Source organism: Microcoleus sp. D3_18_C2 (assembly GCF_036702395.1).
In the GTDB taxonomy this organism is placed as follows: Bacteria; Cyanobacteriota; Cyanobacteriia; order Cyanobacteriales; family Microcoleaceae; genus Microcoleus.
Genome location: NZ_JAUBTG010000008.1, coordinates 110355 through 128173 on the forward strand (window position 1 = coordinate 110355; position 17819 = coordinate 128173).

Here is a 17819-nt window from a genome sequence, read left to right on the forward strand (position 1 = left end):
TTGCTGTGGTTAGGGAGCGATATTTGTATTATCTTCTGTCCGGTCGATTCCCTCCGCTTCGCTTCGCCCGAAATGAGGTAGGGGCGGGTTCAACAACCATATCTGCCAATAATTGACAATCTCAAAAACCCGCCCGGCCGGGATATTATGGTCAATCGCTCGGACGTGATATTACAGGAGAATCTATCAATAAATCCGGTTTCTAGTCTAATAGTGCGTAAGTCCTGATAATATAATCAATAATTTGGAGTGTCAAAAAAAGACGATGGGAATTAACAAGCAGCAGCCTAGAATACATATAAAACCTTCAGTGATTAAAGCGATAGCTCTGTTCTTTCTGTGCTGCTTGTTAACTGCAAGTTGTGGACAAAGAACACGTCCATCGGTCACTGCGACCGGCGAAAATGCTAATAACCGCGTTACTATTGGCACAACCTTGAAATTGCGGACGATCGACCCTGCGGACGCTTACGAAATTATCTCAGGGCAACTGCTGCAAAATTTGGGCGACACTCTCTATACTTACAAGTCGGGGACTACTGAGTTAATCCCCCATTTAGCCACAGCAATGCCAAAAGTTAGCCAAGACGGATTGACATATACCATCCCCTTGCGTCAAGGAGTTATTTTTCACGATGACACACCGTTTAATGCCGCAGCAATGGAGTTCTCCTTGCAGCGGTTTATCAAAAATGGCGGTCGTCCGGCTTTCTTGTTGAGCGATGCCGTAGAATCTGTGAAAGCGACGGGCGAATACGAATTAACTTTTCAACTCAAAAAGCCTTTTGCTGCTTTTCCTTCTCTCTTGACATTCGCTGGTAGTTGTGCAGTTTCTCCAAAAGCTTACGAGATTGGGGAGGGTAAATTTAAACCCGATACGTTTGTGGGAACGGGACGCTACAAGTTGGCAACTTACGGCAGCGATTCTCTCAAGTTTGATGTGTTTGACAAGTATTGGGGCGAAAAACCAGTTAATCAAGGAATTGACCTTTTGCTGCTTTCTAGTTCGTCAAATTTGTTCAATAGTTTTCGGACTGGTGCAGTTGATGTGGCTTATTTGTCTCTGGATGCAGACCAAGTTCAAAGCTTGGGCGAGGGAGCAAAACAAGGGAAATGGCAGGAAATTGCGGGGGAAAGCAGTACGGTTAGTTACATGACGCTGAATACTAAGTCTAAACCGTTGGATAAGTTAGAAGTGAGACAGGCGATCGCAGCAGCGATGGATCGCCCCCTGATTAATGAGCGCGTACTGCGCGGACAAGCACAACCGCTTTACAGTCTGATCCCTACAACCTTCGACGTTCAAAAACCGGTTTTTAAAGAACTGTACGGAGATGCCAACACGACAAAGGCTAAGGAACTTTTAACGAAAGCTGGATACTCAGCCACCAATCCTTTTGTTCTGCAACTTTGGTATCCTTCAGCTTCCACAAAACGAGCTTTAGTCGCGAGTCTGATCGAGGCGCAAACTAAACTCAAAATGGACGGGATAATGCAGGTAGAAATTAACAGCGTTGAATCTCCGACTTTGTTTCAAAACATAGAGAAGGGAATTTATCCTGCGGTTTTAGTGGATTGGTACGCCGACTTTTTCGATGCCGATAATTACATTCAGCCGTTTTTAGATTGTGCGACGGGTTCGGCGGCTGGGGGCTGTGAAAAGGGTGCTAGCCAAGGTCAGGGTTCGTTCTATTATAACGATCGGGTCAATGAACTGATCGACAAGCAACGAAAAGAAGCAAATCCTGAAACCCGCAAAGCTCTGTTTGCGGAAATTCAAGACATACTAGGTCAAGATGTACCTTTCATCCCTCTTTGGCAGGATAAGGACTATACCTTTGCTCAGAACAGCATCACCGGAGTCCGTCTCGAACCGACGCAATCTTTTCCTTTTTGGTTCCTGAAAAAGCAATAATTATTTACAATAATTTTGGGGGAGTTGAAACGTCAATAATTATTGCATATTTTGTGCACAACAGGGTGATGATTGTCACAGTTTATCAAAGAGACCGATCACCCAACCCTCTTTAATAATGTGCGATATTATTAACAGAGAGATATTGCTGAGGGTGGTATATGAAATTTGGGATTTTAACAACAACAGGGGTGCTAATTGCGATCGGTTTGGCATCGGGAGTAAAGGCAGAAAACGTATCCCACGTCAAGCAATTATTAGAAACTAAAAAATGTAGCCAATGTGACTTGACAGGAGCGCAGCTTGCTGGTATCAATCTGAGCGGGGCAGATTTGAGCGGTGCGAATCTGAGCGGTGCAAATTTGAACGGTGCAAATTTGAACGAAGCCAAACTGAACGAAGCAAATCTGAAACAAGCTAAATTGCAAGGTGCGAGTTTAATTGCTGCTAAAATGCACGGGGCTAATTTGGAGGGTGCTGATTTGAGCCGCGCTAATCTGAGTTTGGCGGGTTTAGTGATTGCGAGTTTGAAAAATACCAACCTCACCAGCGCTAATTTAATCGGTGCTAATTTAGAAAGCGCCAATTTGGCGGGTGCAAATCTGAGAAATGCTCGCCAGTCTGTAGCCAATTTAGCGAATGTCAGCCTCAGAGGTGGCAGTTTGTCGGGAATCGACGTACAGGGAGTCAACTTGCGGGATGCAAATTTGACCAATGCAAATTTGAACGGTGCAAATTTGAACGGTTCGGACTTGACAGGTGCTAATTTAAAGAATGCCAATATGGCAAATGTAGATTTGAAAAACGCTTCTTTGCCCTAGGACGATCGCCACTTGCTATATCAAATTCTGGTGCTTAACAAGCTTAATATAATAAGGTAGGGGCAATTCTGAAATTGCCCCTAAATTTTTAATTGTAGGATTTATCTTGTTTCCCGTCGCTGCGTAGCGTAGATGATTGTTCGGTGTGCGAAGCTTTTTCTTGGCGTCTGCGATTGCTTCATATTTGGATCTAGGATCAATCTGCCTCGTGAGCATCTTGGGCGAAGCGGATAATGTCATCATCGCCGAGGTATTCACCATTTTGGATTTCAATCATCACCAAGGGAATAACTCCTGGATTTTCTACGCGGTGAGCAGTATTCATGGGAACGTAGGTTGACTGTTTCTGCATGAGAATCGTCTCTTTGTCGTCGCAGATAACTTTAGCGGTACCGGAGACGACAACCCAGTGCTCGCTGCGGTGATAGTGCATTTGGGTGCTGATGTGATGCCCCGGCTTGACTTCAATGCGATTGATCTTATAACGATCGCCCGCGTCTATGACTGTAACTTGACCCCAGTAGCGGGTTTGTGTGCGATCGTCAATTTTTTCGCTTGTCTCCACTGTTTCCACCATGCTGTTTATCTCGCTAACGGTGTCTGTAAAAATATCTGTAGTTGAAAGTATAGCAGGGATAGGGTAAGTGCGATCGATTTAAACATTACTCAATTAGCCGCCACTCGCGAGCATCAACAAATTGCGACAAATGCCCCACATTTGTTGTAGCAATTACCACATCATTGCCTTCACTTGCCTCCAATATTGCTTGAGCAGCCAAAATCACATCCCCGTCAAGTGCATTGGCTTCTGCGGTTGGTCTTCCTCTCATTCTCGCTTGCGCCCACAACTGAGCGGCAAAAAGCATGACTTCTGTAGTCAAAGGACGATATGTAAGTTGTAATTTCAGTTCATCAAGCCGTTGAATACCTGCTAATTTACCTGCGCGGATCAACTCCCGTCGCACTTCGTAGTCAGCAATTTCAGGCAGAATTATTATTTCGCCCCTCCGCATTAAAGAGTTTAGCCAAACTTGGCACTCTTGAATTTCAGCAGAGGATGCTTTAGGGTTTGTCACCATTCCTAATGGGCCAGAGTCGAGAATAATTACTCTACTCATGGGAATAATGGCCGATTAGAAAGGCGGTCTTCATCTAAAGCTTTACGGAGATATTCAGCGGTTTCTGTTTGTTCTTGTTCATCTCCCTCCTCAATCCATGAATTGATTAATTCAATTGCACCTTTATTTCTTTGTATCCGTTCCTCCAGCGACAGTTTAGTAATGTCTATTTTCTCAGATGTCTGGGGAGGCTCGGACAATATGGGCGTTACTGTCACCGTTTCCATAAATAAGCGCATCATCTGAAGTAAATTCGGCCAATATTCTCTGGGAGTTTGCTGAATTACGCGGAGAAATGCCGCGATGGGCTGGCTTAAGGGGCGATCGCTTTCTTTGTCTTCAACCATAGGAGTTTCGGGCGCGGACTTTACTGTCCCTTGGCTTTCACTGCTTAAAACTTGCTCAGGCATAATCACTTTTCTCCTTTCTCAGATTTATATCAAGTTCGATCGACTTACGAAAAGGGGAGCGGGGCGGGTCGATCAATATCCTGGATGTGAATTAGAGATGCAGGGGTGAACCCCTACTCATATTATAAACAAAGGGCGGGCATTTGCCCGCCCCACTTTTTACTTGCTCAGCACACCATCGGGAATCCCCAAAATATCCTCAATGCGAGGCATATCTTCCAAAGCAATCACTCGTCCTTCATCCTCAAAACCAGCAATTTGATCGAAATTCAAATAGCGATACAAATCACCAGCAAAAGGATCGATTCTCTTTGACACAATGTCATTGTATTCTTGGACTGTAGGAATGCGACCTAACAGCGAACAAACGGCCGCCAATTCCGCCGAACCGAGATAAACTTGTGCATCTTTGCCCATGCGGTTGTTAAAGTTACGAGTAGAAGTTGAAAAAACCGTTGTCGCATCTTTAACCCGCGCTTGATTGCCCATACAAAGACTGCATCCGGGCATTTCTGTACGCGCTCCAGCGGCTCCAAAAATGCTGTAATAACCTTCTTCTTTGAGTTGCTGTTCGTCCATGCGAGTTGGCGGACAAATCCACAGGCGAGTTTTCACTTCCCCTGCACCTTCCAACACCTTCGCTGTGGCGCGGTAGTGACCGATATTTGTCATGCAGGAACCGACAAATACTTCGTCAACCCGATCGCCCGCAACCTCACTCAACAACTTAACATTATCCGGGTCATTGGGAGCAGCCACAATTGGCTCTTTAATCTCGTTCAGATCGATTTCGATGATTTCAACGTATTCCGCATCAGCATCCGCCTCCATCAGCACCGGATTTGCCAGCCATGCCTCCATCTTAGCCACCCGGCGCATCATCGTCCGCGCATCTTGATAGCCCCGCGCCACCATGTTTTTCAGCAGCGCGACATTGGAACGAATGTACTCAGAAACAGTCTCCACGCTCAATTTAATGGTGCATCCAGCGCAAGAACGCTCTGCAGTCGCATCGGTCAATTCAAAAGCCTGCTCAACCTTCAAATCGGGCAAACCTTCAATCTCCATAATCCGCCCAGAAAAGATGTTTTTCTTGTTCTGTTTCGCGACGGTTAGCAAACCTTTTTGAATTGCTACATAGGGAATGGCATTCACAACATCCCGCAGCGTTACTCCCGGCTGCAATTCACCTTTAAACCGCACTAAAACTGATTCCGGCATATCCAAAGGCATGACGCCCAATGCCGCAGCAAATGCCACCAATCCCGAACCCGCAGGAAAGGAAATTCCCAAAGGAAAACGAGTGTGAGAATCGCCGCCGGTTCCCACTGTATCTGGCAATAACATCCGGTTCAGCCAAGAGTGAATAATGCCGTCTCCGGGGCGCAAAGCTATGCCGGCGCGCTCTGCCATGAAATCGGGCAATTCATGGTGAGTTTTGACATCAACTGGTTTTGGATAAGCGGCGGTGTGGCAGAAACTTTGAATAACCAAATCGGCGCTAAATCCCAAACAAGCAAGTTCTTTCAATTCGTCGCGAGTCATTGGCCCTGTGGTATCTTGCGAGCCGACTGTTGTCATGACTGGTTCGCAAGATGTACCGGGGCGAACGCCGGACAAACCGCAAGCTTTGCCTACCATTTTTTGTGCTAAAGTAAAGCCTTTTCCCGTATCCACTGGGATTGTAGGACGGGTAAAAATAGTGCTCGGTTCTAGTCCTAAAGCTGCGCGAGTTTTGTCGGTTAAAGTTCGTCCAATTAATAGGGGAATTCGGCCGCCGGCGCGAACTTCGTCTAGAATTGTGTCAGGTTTGAGGGTGAATGTGGAGATAATTTCTCCGGCTTCGTTGGTGATTTCGCCTTTGTATGGATGGATGGTAATTACCATTCCTGTTTCCATTTGGGAGACATCACATTCGATCGGCAATGCGCCGGAATCTTCAGCGGTATTGAAGAAGATCGGGGCGATCGCACCTCCTAAAATATAACCGCCACTGCGCTTGTTGGGCACAAACGGAATATCATTGCCAATGTGCCAGAGCACGGAATTAATCGCCGATTTCCGCGACGAACCAGTACCGACAACATCACCAACATAGGCTACGGGATGACCTTTTTGCTTCAATTCTGCAATGGTTTGCAAAGCCCCAGGCATCTTACTTTCGAGCATCGCCAAAGCGTGTAGGGGAATGTCCGGCCGCGTGGTAGCATGAGGTGCAGGCGACAAGTCGTCAGTATTGGTTTCTCCAGGAACTTTGAAGACTGTAACGGTAATCGCTTCTGGCAATACAGGACGGCCTGTAAACCATTCGGCATCCGCCCAAGAATCGACTACCTGCTTGGCGTAGGGATTTGTATCAGACAAAGCTATAACGTCGTGGAAAGCGTCGAATACTAACAACGTTTTGCTCAGTGCCCGGGCGGCGGTGGCGGGAATGGCGATTTCGGCAGTGGGGTTGAGCAAATCGATTAAAGATTGGACGTTGTAACCGCCCATCATTGTCCCCAGCAGGTAAACTGCCCATTTGGGAGCAATTAGGGGGCTGTGGATTTCGCCTTTAGCAATGCCAGTTAAAAAACCAGCTTTGACGTAGGCGGCGCTGTCTACGCCTGGGGGGACGCGATCGCGCAATAATTCTATTAAGGTTTCTTCTTCTCCTGCCGGCGGATTTTTCAGCAGTTCGCACAGTTCCGACGTTTGCTGGGCGTCTAGCGGCAGCGGTGGAATTCCCTCATGGGCACGTTCGGCCGCGGTACGGCGGTAAGATTCAAGCATTTCTCCTCTCTCCTCGGATAGTATTCGGTGGTTGGCAAGTAGGTGGCTTTACTTTTTAGATTAGGAGCTTCCGCTGCACATTGGGTAAAGTACCTCGCCATACATCAAAACTTAACGCAACTTTAAAAACAGTAGATTTTCATACCAAAGACAGATGTGGTCTTTAACGAGAGAGCAGCGTATCAAACTTCAGTCGAGCAGTTTAGGGCCTTCAGTTGCATAGTTCTGGTTAAGATTAATGTGTTGTGGGCTACTGTAGATCCTCCTCTGCATCTGAAATCGTCATTTACCAATAGTCTGGACTGTTTGTAGTTCGTAGTGTGAAACCCTTGATTTTCCGTTGGTAGCTCCATTGGCGAATCGCCTTGAAACTTTTATTCTACGAATGCTAATTAAAAACAGTCCGCAGTATTGATTGACCACAAGTTTAAAAAAGTTGTCCTGCTAATGGATCGATTAAACAATGGAAAGTTTTATCCCTGAAAAGTCTGAAGACTGTCACGGCTGGGCCTCCAAGCCAGACTTGTACAAAGAGCTGCAAGGAGCCAAAGAATTACTGCTGACGATCGCCAACTCGATGCCAATACCCCTGATCGTGAGCAGTCTGGGGGACGGCACAATTATTTATAGTAACGATTTATGTCGTCAGGCTTTCGGGTTCACAGGATTTAAGTCGATCGACCGCCAAAAAGCCGAAACGCTCTACCACAAACCAGCAGAGCGCCAGGAATTGCTGTTGCGGCTCGCCCGCAACGGACACGTCCGCGAGACAGAAATCCGGTTTAAAAAAGCTGACGGCACGCTGTTTTGGGCAAGTGTATCGATGCGGTATCTGACATTGGTGTCGGGGAAAGCTGTTCTGTCGGTGTTCACCGACATTACGGATCGGAAGCGAGCGGCCGCCAAGGAGCAGGAATTGCTCACGTCAATCCACTCGCGAGCCCGCCAGCAAGCGGCCGTCGCTTACTTGGGGCAGCAGGCCCTGGCCGAAACTGATTTGTCCGCACTGATGGACAAAGCTGCGGTTTTAATTGCTCAAACCCTGGACGTTGATTATTGCCAGGTGTTAGAACTGTTGCCCTCTGGTCATGCTTTTATGCTGCGAGCGGGGGTTGGCTGGCAGCCGGGCCTCGTCGGCAGCGCTACTGTTGCCGCTTCTGCTCGATCCCAAGCAGGTTACACATTGCTAGTGGGCGAACCGACGATCGTCGAAGATTTGCGGGTGGAAACGCGCTTTAGCGAGTTGCCGCTACTGCACAACCACCGGGCTGTCAGCGGCGTTACTGTGATCATTCCCGGCAATCGGGGACTGGGGAGGAACTGGGGACAAGTAGAACCAGCGGACAGTTCATCCTCGCAGGCCTGGGGCATTTTGGGGGTTCATACCAGCCAAGGGCGGGTTTTCAGTCAAGATGACGTTTATTTTGTAGAAGCGATCGCCAACGTGTTAGCTGCGGCGATCGAGCGGATTATATCGCAAGAGCGCTTACAAATGATGGAACGGGCGATCGAAAGTTGCAGCAACGGCATTGCAATCACCGACGCAACCGTTGCAGATAATCCGATTATTTATGTCAATCCCAGTTTTGAGCGGATTACGGGTTATAGCAGAGACGAGTTAATGGGCAAAAATTGCCGATTTTTGCAAGGCACAGACACTGACAGCCCCGCTGCCAAAGAATTGCGAATTGCGATTGAAGAAGGCAGAGAAGCTCAAGTTATATTACGCAACTTTCGGAAAGACGGCACGCCTTTTTGGCACGAATTGTCGATCGCTCCGGTTTACAACTCGCGGCGACACTTAACCCACTTTATTGGAGTACAAACAGACATTACCGACCGCCAGCGTTCGGAAGAAGAGTTATTTTTAAAATCTCAAGCTTTAGCAGCTTTTAGCGCTAATCTCAAACACTTGCACCGGATTACAACTTATCATTATCAAAACTTTGAAGAACTGGTTGACGATTATCTAACAGCCGGCTGTTTGATGTTTGGACTTTCTATGGGCATCATGGCTGAAGTTGACAGCGAAACTTTTATTGTCCAGGCAGCGAAAACTGATTTAGGATACTTCGTGCGAGGCTTAGAATTGAACCTCAGCGATACTTACTGCGCCGCAGTAATTAAGCTCAACAAAACAGTTGCGTATTCTCATATAGGAGCAAATATTGAGATGCGCGAACATCCTGCTTATCTAAGCTGCAAATCAGAATCTTACATCGGAACGCCGATATTTGTCAACAATAAAACTTACGGTACGTTAAGTTTTAGTTCGCCAGAAATAAAGAAAAGAAAGTTCAAGTACGAGGAAATAGAAATTATAGAATTGATGGCTCAAAGTATTGGGAAAATTCTGGCGGTTCACCAAATGGAAATCGAACGCCAGCAAGCTGAAAAAGAGCGATGCGAGTTGATAGTATCTCTCAAAGAAAGTGAAGAACGCTATCGCCGTTTAGTAGAACTATCTCCCGAAGCGATCGCCGTTCACAGTCAAGGGAAAATCGCCTACATCAATGCTGCCGGCGCGAAACTCCTCGGTGCGAGTTCTCCCGAAGCGCTGATTGGCTTTCCCATATTGCATTTCGTCCATCCAAACTATGTGGAAATAGCCACAGAGCGCATTCGGCTAGTCGAGACAGAAAATCAGCCACTCGACCTTGCCGAACAAAAACTAATGCGGCTCGACGGACAAATAATAGACGTTGAAATGGCCGGTATCCCCGCTATTTATCAAGGCTCGACGGCCGGCCAGATTATTATCCGAGATGTCACCGAGCGCAAGCGAGTAGAACGGGAACTGCTGCACGGCGCTTTTCACGATGCGCTGACGGGTTTGCCCAACCGGGTTTTGTTCATCGACAGGCTAGGACAAGCCATCCGCAGATCCAATCAGTCCCCCGATTACAAATTTGGTTTACTTTTCCTAGATTTAGACCGCTTCAAAGTAGTTAATGATTCTTTAGGACACGTTTTAGGAGACAAACTGCTAATCGCCCTCGCCCAGCGACTGCAAACCTGCGTCCGGGTTTCGGATACCGTCGCCAGACTGGGGGGAGACGAATTCACGATCCTGCTAGACCACATTCAGAGCCTCAGCGACGCCACCCTCGCAGCTAAAAAGATACAAAAAGAACTGACGAAGCCGTTTCATCTCGAAGGGCACGAAGTATTTACCACCGCTAGCATTGGCATTGTTTTCAGTCGAGGCGAAGCCACCCCCAGTGGCGAATTAAATTCGTACACTCACCCGGAAGAATTCCTACGCGATGCTGACATCGCTATGTACCGCGCTAAAGCTTTGGGTAAGGCCCGCCACGAAGTGTTTAATTTGGCGATGCACGACCAAACTATGTCGCTGTTGCAGTTAGAAACTGACCTGCGGTTGGCTATTTTGGGCAAGGAGGAATTAGGAGAGAGCAAGAATCAATGTTCGCACTTTATTGTGCACTACCAACCGATTGTTTCGATCGCCAGCGGTGCGCTCGAAGGTTTTGAGGCCTTGGTGCGCTGGCACCACCCGGTTCGGGGTCTAGTTCCGCCGTCTACTTTTATCCCTGTAGCTGAAGAAACAGGTTTGATCGTGCCTCTGGGAGCCTGGGTGTTGCGGGAAGCTTGTCAGCAATTGCGGATTTGGCAAGAAATGTTAACCGAGCAACAGGGAAGAAGTCCAATGGAAGTCGGAACAAGGCCCTTTGACTCGCTTCGGCTGCACTCAGGGCAAGTCGCTCAGCGTAACCAGAAGGAAGAAGGCGCTTCGACTTCGCTCAGGGTAACAACAGAGGAGAGGGCAACGGGCAATTTAGGGGATTTAACTGATGTAACAGATACAGGGCATGAGGAACACGGAACTTTTACTGAGCGTAGCCCCAGTATTGGTCACAGGGAAGAAAGAATCGGTAAAAAATTACCAATTCCCAGTTACCAATTCCCGATTACCGATTTCCACTCCTCTATTACCAATTCCCAATTCCCAATTACCAACTCTTCGGCTACGTTCAGTACAACTTCCCAGCTACCAATTGCGAATTTTAAATTACCCATTATTGATCCTTCGCAATTAACAATGAGCGTCAATCTCTCTCCTAAACAGTTAGGTATGCCGAATTTAATCGAGGAAATCGATGAAATTTTAGCAGAAACTGGCTGCGATCCGAGCTGTTTAAAATTGGAGATTACTGAAAGTGCGATCGTAGAAAATGTGAAAAAAGCCAATATTGTGCTAGCCGAATTAAAAGGTAGGAATATTCGATTGTCGATAGACGATTTCGGTACTGGCTATTCGTCTTTAAGTTACTTGCACCGTTTTCCGCTGGATACACTGAAGATCGATCGATCTTTTGTGAGCCGCTTGGGGGCTGTCGAAAATGGTGACGACGGGGGTCAGCCTTTGCAGATTGTGCGGGCGATCGTAACTTTGGCTCACAATTTGGGATTGAATGCGATCGCCGAAGGTGTAGAGACAGGCGAACAGTTAGCACAGCTTCGAGAATTAGACTGCGAATTAGCTCAGGGATATTGGTTTTCTAAACCTTTGGACAGTTCTGCCGTGACCGAAATCCTGATAAATCTCGGTAATATAGAAATTAGGGACTGATTGAGCTACAGATTGGTAAATAGTGCCTCACCCTGTGAAGACATTTTTGCTACAAACTCCTAATCTCAAAACTGATGCACCAGGGAATAAATGGTGCATCAAAATTAGATTTTAGGTGATGATATCAAATCTGTTAGGATCGGAATTATTCATCTGCGTGAATCCGCGTCCATCCATTGTCATCTGCGGTTAATACATTCTCTTTTTTTAACCGCAGATGAGGGCAGATTAACAGATATTCACGCAGATAAATGAGTTCAATTCCGGTTGTACCGTCCGTGATTGTTGAGTATTGATATCGTTTCCGGTTGCATCGGAATGATTTAACCGCAGAGGGCGCAGAGAACGCAGAGGGAGAGAATACAGAGAGGAATAATTCCGATGCTACCGGATTTGATATGACTGGATTTTATTGCAGAAGGAAGCAGGAAGAAGCAATATAATCAATCGTTTCAGCCATTAACAACGTCCTAACTGTCTTGGCGGTTGCTATATCAGGACGATGCTACCGGATTTGATATGGTTGAAAATTACCCAACTGACCACGAATTTCTTCATGTGGTACCCGCCACGTGGTTTATCCGTGGAATCAATCCAACATCGGAAATCGAAAATCCTCAAGAAAGAGCATTTATCTCGCGCAAGTCAATCCAAAATCTAAAATCTAAAATCTAAAATCGAATGACGCACAGTAACGCTTTCGCAATTGCCAATTACAACTTACCAATTCCCTATTAACAATTAGCTTTGAGGGGAATCTCGATCGCCAATTCTGTACCCTGGCCCGGCGAAGAAGTGCATTTCAGCGACCCGTTGTGTCTGTCTGTAACAATTTGATAGCTAATTGACAAGCCCATCCCGGTGCCTTTACCCACAGGTTTAGTAGTAAAAAACGGGTCAAAAAGCCGAGTGCCGACAGTCTCCGGTATTCCCGGCCCGTTGTCAGCAATCCGAATGATTACTTTGCCGGCTGGCGATAGTTCAGTGCGGATGCGGATGTTGCTGGGCTTTTGCCGCTTTTCCTCAGCAGAACGGCGCAGATCCCGTTCTTCTAAAGCATCCAAAGCATTGCTCAAGATGTTCATAAATACTTGATTTAATTGTCCGGCATAACATTCTACCAAGGGCAGTTGAGCGTATTCTTTAATTACCTCAATTTCTGGATGGTTGTGTTTAGCTTTGAGCCGGTGCTGCAAAATCATCAGGGTGCTATCTATGCCCTCGTGGATGTTGACGGCTTTCATTTCCGCTTCGTCCATGCGGGAAAATGTGCGGAGAGAAGCAACAATTTGTTGAATTCTGTCTGCACCGACTTTCATTGAAGAAAGCAACTTTGGCAAGTCTTTCATCAGAAAGTCGAGTTCAATATTGTCTACTTCTTCTTGAATTTCCGGGACGGGATCGGGATAGTGGTTTTGGTAAAGTTCGATCAGGTGTAGCAAGTCTTGGGTATAGTCGTTGGCGTGACTGAGATTGCCGTAAATAAAGTTAACTGGGTTGTTTATTTCGTGGGCGACTCCTGCCACAAGTTGACCGAGACTCGACATTTTTTCATTTTGAATTAACTGCGATTGAGTGCTGGTTAATTTCTTCAATGTTTTTTCTAATTCGAGAGCTTTATTCCGAGTTTGGGCGTAAAGATCGGCTTGGTTGAGGGCGATCGCCAATTGAACTGTAACCGCTTGCAATAATTCTACTTCGTCGTCACTCCAGGGTCGCACAGCAGCGGAGTGGGCGCAGGTAACAACGCTCACTACTCCCGAAAGTGCCTGCATGGGAATTGCCAAGACAGATTGGTAGCCCAGAGAGTTAAGAGAGCTTCTCCAAATAGGGTCTGCGATCGCTCCGACATCATCGATTTGCAGCGTTTCTAGACGCAACATCTGTTCTCCTATAGTTCCGAAATCAGAAGCTTTATAGCAACCTATTAAATCTGGAAGTTCTCTTGTGCGAGATTCTTGAATAATTTCCCAGTATGGTTCGTCTCCGTCGCAACGATACCAGCTAAAGTTGCAACGATCGATCTGCATGAAAGCCCGAATTTCTTGGACGGCGACAGCAATAATGCTGTCGAAATCGAGGGAATTGCGGATTTGAGTAGTGAGGTTGTTGAGCAGTTTTTCTCGCTCGGCTTGCTGTCTGAGTCTGGCTGACGATTGCCTTAAGGCAATTTCTCCCCGCTTGCGATCGGTAATGTCTTCGGTGACAGCTAATAGATATTGCGGTTTGCCATCAGCATCGAGTATTGCTGTTTTCTTGCTATGAAATATCCGCGTTTCTCCTTGGCTAGTTTCAATTTCTTCTTCGGCGATTTCTAAAATTTGCCCGCTATCGATCACTTCCCGGTCTTTGGCGGTGAAAAAATCAGCTTGTTCTGTTGGGAAAAAGTCGTAATCATTTTTGCCGATTACTTCTGCTGCACTGAAACCGAGTAACTGTTCAGCTACTGGGTTCCACAGAACAAACCGCAGTTCTTGGGCATCCTTGGCAACCACTCCTACGGGTATGGTTTTGAGCACTGACTCCATAAAATTTTGAGCGTGTTGCAGTTCTGCTTCTGCCTGTTTGCGATCGCTAATATCTCGGACGTTGGCAATGATGCTGAGATTGCCGTTGAGATTAATTTTGGACAGGGCAATTTCTGCATCAAAAGTTGAACCGTCCTTGGGACGCCTCGCTTTCCATTCCACGCGACCAGTTTCGCCTGCTAATACTCTTTCCCAAAGTTCTTCCATTTGTTCAATGGGATTGTCGGCGCTTGAATAGTCATTTTTAATTGATAATTTTTTTGCTTGTTCGGGGCTCACTCCGTACATTTCTAACATTCGATTATTGACATCGAGAATGTTTCCTTCTAAATCGTGAATGAAGATAGCATCGTAGACATTGTTAAATATGGTTCGCAGGTTTTGCTCGGAAACTTGCAGCGCTGCTTCTGCAAGTTTTCGATCGCCAATTTCTTGTTCTAATTGGGTGACTGCTTGGGAAAGTTCGGCCGTGCGATCGCTCACTCTGTCTTCTAACTCGACTGCTGCTTGCCGCAGGGCTGCTTCGGCGGCTTTGCGATCGGTAATGTCGATCACCGTACCGAACATTTTTACCACCTTGCCGTTGACATCGGTTTCGGCTTGACCCACGGCGTTCACGTGTCGCAAGATGCTGTCGGGACGGTAAAGGCGAAAGTCAAAATCAAAGGGGATGCCCGCTTCGAGTCCCCGCTGCACTTGAGTTTGCCACAATGCCAAATCTTCTGGATGAATCTGAGCGACCTGTTCGGCTAGGTTGGGCGCGATGGGGGCTGGTTCGAGTCCGAAGATGCGGAAAAGTTCTTCCGACCAAGTGATGGTTCCGGTGGCTGCGTCGAGTTCCCAATTTCCGACGTGGGCGAGTCTCTGGGCTTCTTGTAGCTGTCGCTGGCTGTTGCGGATGGCGGTTTCGGCAACTTTGCGATCGGTAATGTCGAACAATACGCCGCAAAATACGATTTCGCCGTTCTCGCTGCGGGTGGGCATGGAGTCGCCCTGCCACCAGCGAATCTCGCCGTCGGGCTTGACTAACTGCCCTTCGTAGTGCCACAGGGAGAGGTTTTCTATGGCCTGGTTCACCGAAGCGATGTAGCCTTCCAAGTCTTCGGGATGGACGCGGGAAATGAATGTATTGATGTCTTGCATCATTTCTGCTGCGGTAACGCCACTGATATCGAAGATGCGATCGCTCATGTAGTCAATGCGCCAAATTCCGTCACGGTTGCAAAACTGGAACAGAGCTCCGGGCATGGTGGCTGCGATCGTCCGAAACTTGGTTTCGCTGGCACTGAGTGCGGCAAAAGTCTGTCGCAGTTCGGCTGTGCGCGCTTCTACTCTGCGCTCTAGTTCTGCGTTGGCGTGTTGTAAGGCTGCTTCTGCTCGCTTGCGATCGGTAATGTCGGCGGCTGTACCTGTGGTGCAGAGGAAGTTTCCGGTTTCGTCGTACAGGGCGATCGCGTTAAACATCAAATGTTTCATGCTGCCGTCTTTGGCGATTTGGGTGGTTTCGTACTGGAAAATTGATTCTCCGGCAAACAGGCGGGCGAAAACTTCTAAATCTTTCTGGCATTGTTCTGGTGTCACAAAGTCGGAGAAGGGCCTACCGATCATTTCTTCTGGTTCGTAACCGTAGATGTACTTAACTGCTGGGTTGACGAAGGTGTAGCGTCCTGAAGCATCTACCGACCAAATCATGTCTTGGGAGGTTTCTACCAGGCTGCGGTATTTGCTTTCGCTGGCTTTGACGGCTTCTTCTGCTTGTTTGCGTTCCGTCATGTCGCGGGAGACGCCGACAGTCATGACGATTTGGCCGTCTGCGTTGCGGATCGGTGTTTTGACGGTGCTGAACAGCCGCACTTCTGAGTCGTAGCGCGTCACTGGTTCTTCGGAAATTTGCAGAGTCTGTCCGGTTTCAAATACGAAGGCGTCATCTCTGACGTACTGGAGGGTATTGTCGGGATCGGCGAAAGGTGCGTCTAGGATGTCTTGAAGTTCCTCTTGAGTCATGCCGTAATAGTCGCGGAATGCTTGATTTGCCCAAACAATTTTGGATTTGGGGCCTTTGACTAATACCATATCGGCGATCGAATCGAGAATTTGGTGATATTTTTGCTCGCTGTCGCGGAGTTTCTGCTGTGCTGCTTCGATTTGTGCTATTTGCCTCTGAGTTTGTAAGTGCAGTTCGGCTTGGTGGATGGCAACTGCTAAATGATCGCCTACTTGTCTGGCAAATTCGATTTCGTCTTCTTGCCAATCGCGGGGATTGCCGCAGGAGTGAATGCACAGCAATCCCCACAAATGTTTCCCTTGCAGCAGGGGTACGACTAAGTTGGCTCGAATTTGAAATCGCTTGAGGATTTTGAGGTGACAAGGGCTCAACCGGGCTTTGTAGATGTCCGTGACAGCTTGAACGTAACCTTTGGCATACTTGGCGGCAAATTGTTCGCCGAAACAGTAGTCGCGGACTCTTGCTCCCAAAGATGGGCTGTATTGGGGCAGTACGTCTTCGGACACTACTTCGCCCTCATTCCATTCGGATTCGGGAAAGAATCGGTAGACGGCGACTCGATCGGCATTTAGGAGTTGCCGAACTTCGGTGGCTGTGATTTTGAATATTGTTTCTAAGTCTAGGGATTCACGAATTTTGCCAATCACTCCCATCAGCGCTTGCAGCTTTTTGAACCAGGTTTGAGACTGCGTTTCTCTTTCTAGGTGAGCTAGTTTCTCGCGCAGGTTGCAAACTTCGTAATACAGGTATTCATGAAACATAATGCTTTTTCTTTAGTTATTTTGCGGTTTGGTATCGAGGTTGATGGCATCTCAATAGCGCTCTGCAAGTTGAGTCTGGTAAGTCAAAAAGGCAAAGAACCTATTCTCCTCCTTCTGCTAGCACTTAGCAGCTACTCACACTGCATTTCCGTATTTTTTCGAGATTTGGAGGTCTATCGACCATCTTAGCTCCCGTATATTTACTGAAAAAGTGGCATAATTTGCTACTTCATTAAGTATCAATTATTGAGAATAATGCTAACAAAACTTACACATAAACCCGGTTTATTAACGTAATCAAGTCAGGGAATCTCCGAAAGTGGAAACAAGAAACCCGGTTCCATTTCGCGATCGGGAGGAGCGTCTCTGACTAATTTTGACATTTTTTTTGCTCGCCTTCGGTTTCTATTGTCACCTTTTTATTATTACCGCAAACTCGATTAATGGTTTCCTTGTTTTGGCGATTGAATATCCTGTTGGGAACACGTCTTTTAAAATTTGTTTGAATTTCGGCGATCGCCTTTTCTAGAGTTTTAAGTAATGCTCGATTTATAGCAATCCTAAATGATTATACTCGTTACCAGGAAGAGCGTGGTAACGCAGATCCGGAGGAAGAGCCTCCATAGTCTGGGCCGAGGCAGAGCCTCGCTTACATCGGTTCCCAGGCAGAGCTTGGGAACCAGTTAAAAAATGGCAGATTTTTGCTTGAATTTCTACAGAAACTGTGAGGGTATTGTCGCGCAAACCAAGTTCAACTGCTTTTGCCAGTTTTTTGCGTTGTCAGCAAGTTTTTGATAGTAAATTTTATACCAATTATCCAAAATCTTGCAACAGTTATGAGTTTTTGGTGTGTTTCCTGAAACACTGTAAGCTGTTCTCCATTTAAATTGTG

The 17819-nt window shown here is 47.0% G+C and carries 8 protein-coding genes; 3 read left to right on the forward strand and 5 right to left on the reverse strand.

All coding sequences use genetic code 11. The annotated features are described in order from the left end of the window. Window positions 1-265: 265 nt before the first annotated feature. Together QUA88_RS08075 and QUA88_RS08080 are read left to right on the forward strand one after the other, a co-directional pair. Window positions 266-1915: an ABC transporter substrate-binding protein gene (locus tag QUA88_RS08075; protein ID WP_333054005.1), complete on the forward strand. Its 1650-nt coding sequence runs from the start codon at window positions 266-268 to the stop codon at window positions 1913-1915. Window positions 1916-2076: 161 nt separating this feature from the next. Continuing rightward, window positions 2077-2736: a pentapeptide repeat-containing protein gene (locus QUA88_RS08080; protein WP_333054004.1), complete on the forward strand. Its 660-nt coding sequence runs from the start codon at window positions 2077-2079 to the stop codon at window positions 2734-2736. A 196-nt stretch (window positions 2737-2932) separates the two neighbouring features. Here QUA88_RS08080 and QUA88_RS08085 read toward each other — a convergent pair whose 3' ends face one another. From QUA88_RS08085 to acnB, 4 genes are all read right to left on the reverse strand, one after another. Then, window positions 2933-3313, reverse strand: coding sequence for a cupin domain-containing protein (locus tag QUA88_RS08085; RefSeq protein WP_445242800.1), 381 nt, complete (start codon window positions 3311-3313; stop codon window positions 2933-2935). A gap of 85 nt (window positions 3314-3398) precedes the next feature. Further along, a complete protein-coding gene (locus QUA88_RS08090; RefSeq protein WP_333209422.1) occupies window positions 3399-3854 on the reverse strand; it encodes a nucleic acid-binding protein in 456 nt (151 codons plus the stop codon). Next, complete coding sequence (locus QUA88_RS08095; protein ID WP_333054002.1) at window positions 3851-4264, reverse strand: hypothetical protein; 414 nt, start codon at window positions 4262-4264, stop codon at window positions 3851-3853. Before QUA88_RS08095 ends, QUA88_RS08090 begins: the two co-directional genes overlap by 4 nt. A 159-nt stretch (window positions 4265-4423) precedes the next feature. Then, complete coding sequence (gene acnB / locus QUA88_RS08100) at window positions 4424-7039, reverse strand: bifunctional aconitate hydratase 2/2-methylisocitrate dehydratase (RefSeq protein WP_333054001.1); 2616 nt, start codon at window positions 7037-7039, stop codon at window positions 4424-4426. 463 nt (window positions 7040-7502) lie between these two features. On the opposite strand from acnB, the gene QUA88_RS08105 reads away from it, so the two are divergent. Further along, window positions 7503-11633, forward strand: a complete 4131-nt coding sequence (locus tag QUA88_RS08105; protein ID WP_333209419.1) for an EAL domain-containing protein — start codon at window positions 7503-7505, stop codon at window positions 11631-11633. Window positions 11634-12367: 734 nt separating this feature from the next. On the opposite strand, the gene QUA88_RS08110 is transcribed toward QUA88_RS08105, so the two are convergent. Beyond that, window positions 12368-16927: a PAS domain S-box protein gene (locus QUA88_RS08110; protein WP_333271150.1), complete on the reverse strand. Its 4560-nt coding sequence runs from the start codon at window positions 16925-16927 to the stop codon at window positions 12368-12370. Window positions 16928-17819: the final 892 nt, after the last annotated feature.